Source organism: Vibrio sp. 2132-1, assembly GCF_033344315.1.
In genome coordinates, this window is sequence record NZ_JAWPON010000008.1 from 123,500 (window position 1) to 134,841 (window position 11,342).

General features: G+C 46.8%; 9 protein-coding genes. All 9 read left to right on the forward strand.

The features are described 5' to 3' along the window. Window positions 1-4 precede the first annotated feature (4 nt). Window positions 5-322, forward strand: a complete 318-nt coding sequence (gene ftsL / locus R8N47_RS11005; RefSeq protein ID WP_005372920.1) for a cell division protein FtsL — start codon at window positions 5-7, stop codon at window positions 320-322. Next, window positions 319-2,112 (forward strand): penicillin-binding transpeptidase domain-containing protein, encoded by a 1,794-nt coding sequence (locus R8N47_RS11010; RefSeq protein ID WP_086046525.1) that lies wholly within the window; start codon window positions 319-321, stop codon window positions 2,110-2,112. Before ftsL ends, R8N47_RS11010 begins: the two co-directional genes overlap by 4 nt. 62 nt (window positions 2,113-2,174) lie before the next feature. Beyond that, the gene (gene murE, locus R8N47_RS11015) at window positions 2,175-3,656 is read left to right on the forward strand and encodes a UDP-N-acetylmuramoyl-L-alanyl-D-glutamate--2,6-diaminopimelate ligase (RefSeq protein ID WP_064353621.1); all 1,482 of its coding nucleotides are present in this window, start codon (window positions 2,175-2,177) and stop codon (window positions 3,654-3,656) included. After that, entirely contained in the window at window positions 3,653-5,017 is a 1,365-nt protein-coding gene (locus R8N47_RS11020) for a UDP-N-acetylmuramoyl-tripeptide--D-alanyl-D-alanine ligase (RefSeq protein WP_005387401.1), read from the forward strand. Before murE ends, R8N47_RS11020 begins: the two co-directional genes overlap by 4 nt. After that, on the forward strand, window positions 5,017-6,099 hold the full coding sequence (gene mraY, locus R8N47_RS11025) for a phospho-N-acetylmuramoyl-pentapeptide-transferase (RefSeq protein WP_005372931.1): 1,083 nt from the start codon (window positions 5,017-5,019) through the stop codon (window positions 6,097-6,099). The genes R8N47_RS11020 and mraY overlap by 1 nt, the downstream gene beginning before the upstream one ends. 39 nt (window positions 6,100-6,138) lie before the next feature. After that, entirely contained in the window at window positions 6,139-7,452 is a 1,314-nt protein-coding gene (gene murD, locus R8N47_RS11030) for a UDP-N-acetylmuramoyl-L-alanine--D-glutamate ligase (RefSeq protein ID WP_064353622.1), read from the forward strand. Between the two features lie 18 nt (window positions 7,453-7,470). Continuing rightward, entirely contained in the window at window positions 7,471-8,667 is a 1,197-nt protein-coding gene (gene ftsW / locus R8N47_RS11035) for a cell division protein FtsW (RefSeq protein WP_005372933.1), read from the forward strand. After that, window positions 8,654-9,721 (forward strand): undecaprenyldiphospho-muramoylpentapeptide beta-N-acetylglucosaminyltransferase, encoded by a 1,068-nt coding sequence (murG, locus tag R8N47_RS11040; protein ID WP_031781122.1) that lies wholly within the window; start codon window positions 8,654-8,656, stop codon window positions 9,719-9,721. Before ftsW ends, murG begins: the two co-directional genes overlap by 14 nt. A gap of 23 nt (window positions 9,722-9,744) precedes the next feature. Further along, window positions 9,745-11,202, forward strand: a complete 1,458-nt coding sequence (murC, locus tag R8N47_RS11045) for a UDP-N-acetylmuramate--L-alanine ligase (RefSeq protein ID WP_064353623.1) — start codon at window positions 9,745-9,747, stop codon at window positions 11,200-11,202. The last annotated feature ends 140 nt before the right edge of the window (window positions 11,203-11,342 follow it).

The window sequence follows — 11,342 nt, forward strand, 5'->3', positions numbered from 1 at the left end:
TATTATGACGAAATCCACTCCTAATCTTGCTAAGTTGATTGCAACAGATCTCCTCACTGTTGGTCGCTGGCCATTACTGTTGTTGCTATTGATCGTGGCATCGGCAATGGGAGTGGTATTTGCTACCCACCATGCGCGTCAAGCGATTACCGAGAAAGACCATACGTTGGTTGAACGAGAACGATTAGATAGCGAATGGCGTAACTTAATGTTGGAAGAAACTGCCCTCGCGGAACACAGTCGTGTTCAAGACCTTGCCAAAAAAGAACTTGAAATGAAACGACCTGATGGCGATAAAGAAGTGGTTGTCACGCTCAAATGATTAGAAAAAAATCCAACACGAAACAAGCCAATAAGCGTAAACCTGTAGCAAAAGAGAAAGCGGCTACGGGGGATAAGAAAACCGATAACAAAGCAGTGAAAGTGGCGGTCGAAGAATCTTTCTTGATTCGTTGGCGCTTCCATCTATTACTGTTTTTTGTTTTTTGTGCATTTGCCCTTTTGGTGGCACGCGTAGCCTACATCCAAATCATTGAGCCAGATAACCTGATTAAACAAGGTGACCTACGTTCGGTTCGTGTTAAATCCATTCCTTCTGCTCGCGGTATTATTTCGGATCGAAATGGTGAGCCGCTTGCTGTCAGTGTACCGGTTGAGGCGGTTTGGGCAGATCCTGCCACGATATTTAAAGAAAACGCGTTAAGCCAGACCAAAAGTTGGCATGCATTAGCGGATGTTCTTGGTATTGACCGACAAGGGTTAATAGACAAAATCAAGCGCAATGAAAAACGCCGCTTTATCTACTTGCAGCGCCAGGTCAGTCCGGCCATGGCGAACTATATTCGTGAGTTAAAGCTGCCAGGTGTTGGCCTTAAGTCGGAATCTCGTCGTTATTATCCTGCAGGTGAGGTTAGTGCTCACTTAGTCGGTGTGACAGGCATTGACGGGCATGGCCTAGAAGGTGTGGAGCGTAGCTACGATGAGTGGCTCACTGGCGCGGCGGGTAAGAAAACTATTCGTAAAGATCGTTATGGTCGTGTTGTGGAAAACATTGCTTGGCAAGACAAGCAAGAAGGTAAATCACTTCAGTTAACCATCGATCAGCGCCTACAGGCGATTGCGTATCGTGCGATTAAGCAAGCCGTTGCGGACCACCGCGCCACTTCAGGTTCCGTTGTCATGTTGGATGTAAAAACGGGCGCCGTATTGGCCATGGTTAATGCTCCTTCTTACAACCCTAACAATCGTAGCGATTGGCAAAGCTATCAAATGCGTAACCGAGTGATCACGGACTCAATGGAGCCTGGTTCGACCATTAAGCCTTTCGTTATTTTAGCCGCCTTAGAAAATGGGATAGCCGATAAAGATACCATCGTAGATACCGGTAATGGTGTCCTACGTTTAGGTGGTAGTCGAGTCAGAGATGTCTCTCGCGTAGGCAAAGCGAGCTTGACCACGATCCTTAAAAAGTCGAGTAATATCGGTGTGACGAAGCTAGCAATGCAAATGCCGGTAGAGGCGCTTCTTGGGCTGTACAGTTCAGTGGGTTTTGGTGAGCTTTCTGGCCTAAACCTAGTTGGGGAAGTGACGGGTATTTTTCCTACACGAACTCGTTGGTCGCCAATTGAACGCGCCACGATTGCGTTTGGTTATGGTCTATCAATTACACCAATCCAGCTAGCCCATGCTTATGCGACGCTTGGAAACCTTGGCAAATACGAGCCTATTCATATTATCGAAAGCAATGATCATGACATGTCACGTCAAGTGGTGAGTGCGAAGTATGCGCGTCAAGTATTAGACATGTTGGAAACCGTAACTCAAAAAGGGGGCTCGGCTCGCAGAGCGGCAGTTCCTGGTTATCGAGTGGGAGCGAAAACAGGTACATCACGTAAAGCTTCTGCCGGTGGGTACAGCGATGAGTACATCACCTACACGGCTGGGCTTGCTCCGGTTAGCGATCCGCGAATTGCTTTAGTAGTGATCGTAAACGAGCCTCAAGGTGATGACTACTATGGTGGTTCGGTAGCGTCTCCTGTCTTCTCTGAAATCATGAAAGGCGCGCTACAAATACTCAATGTTGCACCTGACGAAAACAAATTCCAACAGTAAGCCCTGTGGTTTACTGAGCAAACAAAATTAAGAAAACCTGAGCCAAAGCTCGGAGAACAAATATGACTAAAGCCATCAGTATGGACGTGCTGCTTTCCCCTTGGGTGGATTGCCCTAGCTTATCGTCCGTTCTTGTTTCTGAATTGGAGCTCGACAGCCGAAGAGTTCAACCTGGAACCACGTTTGTAGCAGTGATTGGCCATGTTGTGGATGGGCGTAAATTCATTGCCTCTGCAATTGAGCAAGGTGCAAATGCAGCCCTGGCGCAAGCCTGCGATGTCAAAATACATGGTACGGTGGAAATCATTGATGATGTTCCCGTCATTTACATCGATAGGTTGGACCAACGTTTATCCGCAATTGCTGGAAAGCTCTATGCTTACCCTAATATGGATTTGATTGGTGTCACCGGCACCAACGGCAAAACCACCATTACCCAGTTAATAGCGCAATGGCTAGAACTGCTTGACCATAAAGCGGCGGTAATGGGAACAACAGGAAATGGCTTCCTCAATAACTTGCAACAAGCTGCGAATACAACGGGGAATGCCGTTGAAATTCAGAAAACGCTCTCCTCTCTCGCAAATCAACAAGCCACATACACCGCGCTAGAAGTATCTTCTCATGGCCTGACGCAAGGTCGTGTCAAAGCATTATCATTTGCGGCGGGCGTGTTTACTAACTTAAGTCGTGACCACTTAGATTATCATGGCACGATGGAAGAGTATGCCAATGCAAAGCTTGGGTTGTTCACGCAACACCAATGTGAACGTGCCATTATCAATGTTGATGATGAAGTAGGTCATCAATGGGCGTCGCAGTTAAGTAATGCGATCGCTGTTTCGCTCAAGGCGAACACTGAATTTGAAAGCGCAATTTGGGCGACGGAAGTCAGTTACGCGGAGTCAGGGATTACTATTAAGTTCGATGGTAAGTTTGGCTCAGGTAAATTGCACGCGCCATTGATTGGTGAGTTTAATGCAACCAACTTAATGCTCGCTTTTGCGACCTTATTAAGCTTAGGTAAAGAGAAACAAGCGTTACTCGAAACCGCAGGTCAACTGCAACCTGTACTCGGCCGAATGGAGTTATTCCAAACTGAGGATCGTGCCAAAGTCGTGGTCGATTATGCCCATACTCCTGATGCTTTAGAAAAAGCGCTGCAAGCTTTACGAGTTCATTGTGAAGGCCAGCTGTGGGCTATTTTTGGCTGCGGGGGTGATCGCGATGCAGGTAAGCGCCCGATGATGGCGGAAATTGCAGAGCGACTAGGTGATAGAGTGGTGTTGACTGACGACAATCCACGCAGCGAAGATCCGGTTCAGATTGTGAAAGATATGTTAGCTGGGCTGTCAAAACCTGCTGAAGCGATTGTTCAGCATGACCGCTTCAAAGCACTGTCTTATGCCATTGAAAATGCTTCGCCAAACGACATTATCTTGTTAGCAGGGAAGGGCCATGAAGATTATCAGATTCGTAATGGCGAAACGATTCATTACTCCGACCGCGAGTCCGCAATGCAACTTTTAGGATTGACCTCATGATCAAAGTAACGTTATCTCAAATTGCAGACATCACTCGTGGCGAGCGATTCGGCGACGATCTACTTATCGACGCGGTTTCTACTGATACACGAACGATTGATCGTGGGGCTCTATTTGTCGCGTTAGTAGGGGAGCGCTTTGACGCGCACAACTTTTGCCAACAAGCGGTAGATGCAGGTGCCGGTGCTTTACTCGTAGAAAAACGCTTAGATGTGAATGTGCCGCAAATTGTGGTGTCGGATACCAAACTTGCATTGGGTGAGTTTGCTTCTTGGGTGCATCAAGCATGCAAAACACCTACCGTTGCCATCACCGGAAGTTGCGGTAAAACGACCGTAAAAGAAATGGTTGCGAGTATCCTGCAATTGAAAGGCAAAGTGTTATTCACTGCGGGTAACTTCAATAATGATATTGGTGTTCCGTTGACATTATTGCGCTCACAGCAGGATGATGATTATGCCGTGATTGAGCTTGGTGCTAACCATATAGGTGAAATTGCTTACACGACTCAGTTAGTAAAACCAGATATCGCGTTAGTGAACAATGTAGCCGCCGCTCACCTTGAAGGCTTTGGTTCTATTGATGGCGTGAAACAAGCCAAAGGTGAAATCTACCAAGGCCTTTCAGCTGGTGGTATTGCGATTGTTAACCTAGACAGCAATGGTGAAGCCAAGTGGGATGAAGTGTTAGCAGATAAGAAAGTCATTACTTTTTCACAAAGTAATACTGATGCAGACTTCTTCGCTTCTAACATCGTATTGAACGCCGCAGGTGAAGCAAGCTTTGACTTACATATCGCAGCAAGCTCACAAGAAATTGAACTGTCTCTGGGTATTATAGGTCAACACAACGTTGCGAATGCGATCGCTGCTTCTATTATTGCGTTACAAATGGGCGCCACATTAGAAGAGGTTCGTGCTGGCCTTAAACATTTGAACAAAGTGAAAGGTCGCGTCGAGGTTGAAGCGCTGAGCGAAAAGATAAAATTGATTGACGACAGCTACAACGCGAGCGTGCCAGCCATGAAAGCGGCAGTTGATTTATTGGCCGCTTTCCCAGGTCAACGCTGGCTGATTTTAGGTAATATGGCGGAATTGGGCGAGGAAAGTCTTGCACTTCATCGTCAAGTCGGGGAACATGCTGCCCCACAAAAATTTGAACATGTTCTCACATATGGTGCAGACGCCAAGGTGATCAGTGATCTTTGCCAAGGCATTCATTTTGAGACGCACCAAGAGATGATTGAATACATCAAGCAGCATCTAGACCAAGCCGTTCCTGAAAACCATACGATATTGGTGAAAGGAGCGAACGGTGCACGTATGTTTGAAGTCGCTGCTGCTTTGAAGGAGTATTATTAATGATTATTTGGCTTGCCGAGCTGCTACAGCCATACCTGTCTTTTTTCCGATTGTTTGAATACTTGTCTTTTCGAGCAATCCTAAGCGTATTAACCGCTCTAGGTCTGTCATTATGGATGGGACCAATCATGATCAAGCGTTTGCAAATGCTGCAAATTGGTCAGGTAGTGCGTAACGAAGGTCCTGAATCTCACTTTAGTAAGCGTGGTACCCCAACAATGGGCGGTATCATGATCTTAGCGGCCATCTCAATCACGATTTTGCTATGGACAGACTTATCCAACCCTTACGTATGGGCGGTACTGACAGTCTTACTTGGCTACGGTGCGGTCGGATTTGTTGATGATTATCGTAAAGTGGTGCGAAAAAATACCGATGGCTTGATCGCGCGTTGGAAGTACTTCTGGCAGTCGTTGATCGCGTTTGTCGTCGCTTTCGCATTGTATGCTTACGGTAAAGACACAGCAGCAACTCAGCTAGTGGTGCCATTCTTTAAAGACATCATGCCGCAGCTTGGTTTGATGTATATCATTCTGACTTACTTTGTCATTGTAGGTACAAGTAACGCGGTCAACCTGACTGATGGTCTAGACGGTTTGGCAATCATGCCAACGGTTCTTGTTGCAGCAGGCTTCGCGGTTATTGCATGGGCGACCGGTAACGTTAACTTCTCTGAATACCTTCATATACCATACTTACCACATGCTTCTGAGTTAGTTGTCGTATGTACAGCAATCGTAGGTGCAGGCCTTGGTTTCTTGTGGTTTAACACGTACCCAGCACAAGTGTTCATGGGCGATGTGGGCTCACTAGCGCTTGGCGGTGCATTGGGCACCATTGCTGTTCTAGTTCGTCAAGAGTTGGTGTTGGTGATCATGGGTGGCGTATTTGTAATGGAAACGCTATCAGTCATCCTGCAGGTAGGTTCTTACAAATTACGTGGTCAGCGCATTTTCCGTATGGCACCAATTCACCACCACTACGAATTGAAAGGTTGGCCAGAACCTCGCGTAATCGTGCGCTTCTGGATTATTTCTATGGTTCTTGTTCTGATTGGTCTTGCGACATTGAAAGTGCGTTAATCGCGCTTTCCAAGAATAAGATTTACAGTGTGATCAAATATGGAACGTTGGCAAAACATACATAGTGTTGTCGTCGTAGGGCTCGGTATTACCGGGCTCTCTGTCGTTAAACACCTAAGAAAAAATCAGCCACAACTTGTGGTCAAAGTCATTGATACTCGTGTAAACCCTCCAGGTGCAGAGCGCTTGCCGGAAAGTGTTCAACTGCATAGTGGTGGTTGGAATACAGACTGGCTTTCTGACGCGGATCTTATCGTGACCAACCCTGGTATTGCGCTAGCGACACCAGAGATCCAAGCCGTATTAGCAAAAGGTACGGCAGTAGTAGGTGATATCGAGTTATTCGCTTGGGCGGTGCAGAAACCGGTGATTGCGATTACGGGCTCAAACGGTAAGAGCACAGTAACCGACCTCACAGGTGTGATGGCTAAGGCTGCAGGTTTGGATGTTGGCGTTGGTGGTAACATCGGTGTGCCTGCACTGGATTTGTTAGAACAAGACGCAGACCTATATGTACTCGAACTCTCGAGCTTCCAGTTAGAAACGACGTCAAGCTTAAAGCTCAAAGCCGCTGCGTTTCTGAATCTTTCTGAAGATCATATGGATCGTTATCAAGGCATGTCTGACTATCGACAAGCTAAGTTGCGTATTTTTAACCATGCTGCTCTTGCAGTCGTGAACCGTGATGATCAAGAAACCTTCCCAGACGCAGAGATGCCATTGGTGACATTTGGCAGCGACAATCAGGACTTTGGTCTCGAGGTGGATGGCAACCGTACTTGGCTGCTCGATCACGGTCAACGAGTTGTCGCAAGTGATGAGCTTAAGTTGGTTGGTAAGCACAACTTATCTAACGCTCTGGTTGCTTTAGCGCTATTAAAAGCTGCGGACGTAAACTATCACAAAGCATTGAATGCACTTAAAAATTACACGGGACTGACACACCGATGCCAGGTGGTTGCGGATAATCAAGGCGTCAAATGGGTGAATGACTCTAAAGCAACTAATATTGCCAGCACCATGGCTGCGCTATCTGGTTTGGAATCGACAGGCAAGCTCTACTTACTCGTTGGTGGTGTTGGCAAAGGTGCTGACTTCTCGCCATTAAAACCGATCTTCGCGACGCTTAACTTGCAACTGTGTTGCTTTGGCGCTGATGGCGATGAATTTATGCCACTGCATGAATCTGCAATACGTTTCGACACTATGGAAGATGTGATTCAACAAGTATCTTCGCAGTTAAAATCAGGTGATATGGTGATGCTGTCTCCTGCATGTGCTAGCTTTGATCAATTCGACAACTTTATGGCAAGAGGTGATGCTTTCGCTGCTCTTGCTCAGAAATATGCATAATTAAAGGTTACACACTTCGTGGGTTTAGGTAACGTTAAACGCAGTATTGGCAATTGGCTCAAGCATCCAGCCCCAGAGGCGATGTTTGATCGTCAGTTAGTGTGGATTGCACTGGGTTTGATGTTGACTGGTTTGGTCATGGTAACCTCTGCATCATTTCCAATCAGCTCTCGATTAACGGAACAGCCGTTCCACTTTATGTTTCGTCATGCGACGTTTCTCGTGCTGGCGTTAGGGACCTCCGCTGTTATTTTGCAAGTGCCTTTGCAAGAGTGGTTTAAGAAGAGCCATTACTTACTTTGGGCTTCTTTCGCACTGTTGATCATCGTGCTCTTGGCGGGTAAGTCGGTTAATGGTGCGTCTCGTTGGATTCCCCTTGGGCTGTTTAACCTTCAGCCAGCGGAAGTCGCGAAGCTATCGCTGTTTATCTTCATGTCTGGTTACTTAGTTCGAAAGCAAGACGAAGTACGACAAACGTTCTTTGGTGGCTTTATGAAGCCAATCATGGTGTTTGCCTTCTTCGCAGTATTACTACTTGGTCAGCCAGACTTGGGGACGGTCGTCGTGATGCTGGTCACGCTGTTTGGCATGCTTTTTATCGCAGGTGCAAAACTAACCCAGTTTCTCGCCTTGATGGTGGCAGGTATCGGCGCTGTCGTTGGTTTGATTCTCGTCGAGCCATACCGTATGCGACGTGTAACCTCCTTCCTTGACCCGTGGGAAGACCCATTTGGCAGTGGCTATCAGTTGACTCAGTCTTTGATGGCGTTTGGTCGTGGTGAATGGTTCGGTCAAGGTCTCGGTAATTCAATTCAAAAACTGGAATATCTACCGGAAGCACATACCGACTTTGTGTTTGCCGTACTTGCTGAAGAGCTTGGTTTCGTGGGCGTAGTGTTGGTCTTAATGCTGATTTTTAGCTTGGTGCTAAAAGCGGTTTACATCGGAAAGCGTGCATTTGAAGAAGGCGAAATGTTCGGTGGTTATCTTGCTTTCGGAATTGGTATTTGGTTTGCGTTTCAAACCTTGGTTAATGTTGGAGCTGCCGCCGGTATTGTTCCAACTAAAGGTTTAACACTCCCACTCATCAGTTATGGTGGTTCTAGTCTAATAATTATGTCCGTCGCAGTGTCCATATTACTGCGTATCGATTACGAATGCCGCTTGAAACGCGAGCAACAACAATCAGAACAACAAGCTAATGAAACAAAATAAACGTTTGATGGTGATGGCTGGTGGTACTGGCGGTCACGTATTCCCAGGTTTGGCGGTAGCAAAACAGCTTCAAGAACAAGGTTGGGAGATCCGTTGGTTAGGTACGGCGGATCGAATGGAAGCGGATTTGGTGCCAAAACATGGCATTGAAATCGACTTTATCAAAGTGAAAGGGTTACGAGGTCAAGGCGTTAAACGTCTTCTTGCAGCACCATTTCAAATTATCAATGCCATTATGCAGGCTCGTGCTCACATGAAACGCTGGCAGCCAGACGCAGTGCTTGGTATGGGCGGTTATGTTAGCGGCCCGGGCGGTATTGCCGCTTGGATGAGTGGCATTCCTGTTGTTCTGCATGAACAAAATGCAGTAGCAGGTTTAACGAACCAATGGTTATCGAAAATCGCTAAGAAGGTTTTTCAGGCTTTCCCCGGCGCTTTTCCAAATGCCGAAGTGGTTGGGAACCCAGTTCGTGAAGACGTGACTCAATTAGCAGCGCCAACTGAGCGCATGCAAGAGCGCCAAGGTCCAATTCGCATTTTGGTGATGGGTGGCAGCCAAGGCGCACGTATTCTTAACCAAACTCTGCCAGAAGTGATGTCGAAATTGGGCGAAGATTACTGTATTCGTCATCAAGCGGGTAAAGGTGCCGCCGAAGAAGTGAATGCAGCATACCAAGCTAATGGTGTGGTAAATGCAGAAGTAATGGAATTCATTGATGACGTTGCAGAAGCTTACGCATGGGCTGACCTTTTAGTTTGTCGCTCTGGAGCGTTAACCGTATCTGAAGTCTCGGCGGCAGGTGTAGGCGCTATTTTTGTTCCATTCATGCACAAAGACCGCCAGCAAGCACTTAATGCAGACCACTTGGTGGATTGCGGCGCGGCGAAAATGATTGAACAACCAGATTTAACCGTTGAGTCTCTGACTCTGCAGATCCAACAATTGGATCGCCAAGCTTTACTTACAATGGCTGAGCAAGCGCGTGGCGCTGCAAAATTGAATGCTGACCGAGTTGTCGCACAAGCCATTGTCGCTTTGACCGAAAAGCGTTAACCGAATTATTGAGAATAGAATTGATGACAATCCAACATACACAAGACTTAGCTCAGATTCGCGCAATGGTGCCAGAGATGCGCCGCGTGAAATCCATCCACTTCATCGGTATTGGTGGTGCGGGCATGAGCGGCATTGCAGAAGTGCTGTTGAACGAAGGCTACCAAATCACAGGTTCTGATCTATCAGAGAACGCTGTGACAGAGCGTTTGGTATCAAAAGGTGCGACGGTATTTATTGGTCATCAAGCCAGTAATGTAGAAAAAGCAAGTGTGGTTGTTGTGTCAACGGCGATCAACGAAGAAAACCCAGAAGTGATGGCGGCACGTGAATTACGCATCCCTATTGTACGCCGCGCAGAGATGTTGGCTGAATTGATGCGATTCCGTCACGGTATTGCCGTTGCGGGTACACACGGTAAAACCACGACGACCGCTCTTGTCACTCAAATCTATTCTGAAGCCGGTCTTGATCCAACGTTTGTGAATGGCGGTTTGGTGAAAAGCGCAGGTACAAATGCGCGTCTAGGCTCGAGTCGTATTCTAATTGCAGAGGCAGATGAAAGTGACGCGTCATTCCTGCACTTGCAACCAATGGTGAGCATTGTTACCAATATCGAAGCCGATCATATGGATACCTATGGTGGTGACTTTGAAACCTTAAAGCAAACCTTCATCGATTTCCTTCATAATCTACCGTTTTACGGCCAAGCAATTGTTTGCATTGATGATCCTGTGGTTCGAGAGTTAATCCCACGTATTAGTCGTCAAGTGATAACTTACGGTTTTTCTGAAGATGCCGACGTACGTATTGAAGATTATCGTCAAGAGGGGCAGCAAGGCAAATTTACGGTAGTACGTAAAGGGCGAGCTAACTTAGATATCACGCTGAATATTCCAGGTCGTCACAATGCATTGAATGCGTCTGCTGCGATTGCGGTTGCTACTGAAGATGACATTGAAGACGATGCGATCCTAAAGGCAATGGCTGGTACGCAAGGTACGGGAAGACGTTTTGATCACCTTGGCGAGTTTGATACTGGCAACGGCCATGCAATGCTTGTTGATGATTACGGCCATCATCCAACAGAAGTGGATGTAACCATTAATGCAGCACGCAGTGGTTGGCAAGACAAGCGTTTGGTGATGATTTTCCAACCGCACCGTTATAGCCGTACTCGTGATTTATACGATGATTTCGCGAATGTGCTTGAACAGGTGGATGTATTGATCATGCTGGATGTTTACGCAGCGGGTGAAAAGCAGATTGCAGGTGCTGATGGGCGCGCTTTATGTCGCACAATTCGCAGCCGAGGCAAGGTAGATCCGATTTTTGTTCCAGAAATCGAGCAATTACCTTCAGTTTTAGCTAACGTTATACAAGACGGCGACCTAATCTTAACGCAAGGTGCGGGTGATATTGGTAAAGTGGCGAAACAGCTGGCAGGTCTTAAATTGAATATAAACAAGATGCTTGGCTGACACATATTGTTGATGCGAAGGACAGATAAAGACTCAGATCTCGATTTTGCGTCAATATCATTGTGATTTATTGCTATCAGTGTTTGATAGTTTACAAGAGCTCAGTATAATCCCAAGGTTAAAGTCAAGACTTTTACCTC

Coding starts and splice junctions, on each gene's coding strand:
- R8N47_RS11020 (WP_005387401.1), top strand. CDS start 3,653: ATGATCAAAGTAACGTTATCTCAAATTGCAGACATCACTCGTGGCGAG.
- R8N47_RS11010 (WP_086046525.1), top strand. CDS start 319: ATGATTAGAAAAAAATCCAACACGAAACAAGCCAATAAGCGTAAACCT.
- murE (WP_064353621.1), top strand. CDS start 2,175: ATGACTAAAGCCATCAGTATGGACGTGCTGCTTTCCCCTTGGGTGGAT.
- ftsL (WP_005372920.1), top strand. CDS start 5: ATGACGAAATCCACTCCTAATCTTGCTAAGTTGATTGCAACAGATCTC.
- murC (WP_064353623.1), top strand. CDS start 9,745: ATGACAATCCAACATACACAAGACTTAGCTCAGATTCGCGCAATGGTG.
- murG (WP_031781122.1), top strand. CDS start 8,654: ATGAAACAAAATAAACGTTTGATGGTGATGGCTGGTGGTACTGGCGGT.
- mraY (WP_005372931.1), top strand. CDS start 5,017: ATGATTATTTGGCTTGCCGAGCTGCTACAGCCATACCTGTCTTTTTTC.
- murD (WP_064353622.1), top strand. CDS start 6,139: ATGGAACGTTGGCAAAACATACATAGTGTTGTCGTCGTAGGGCTCGGT.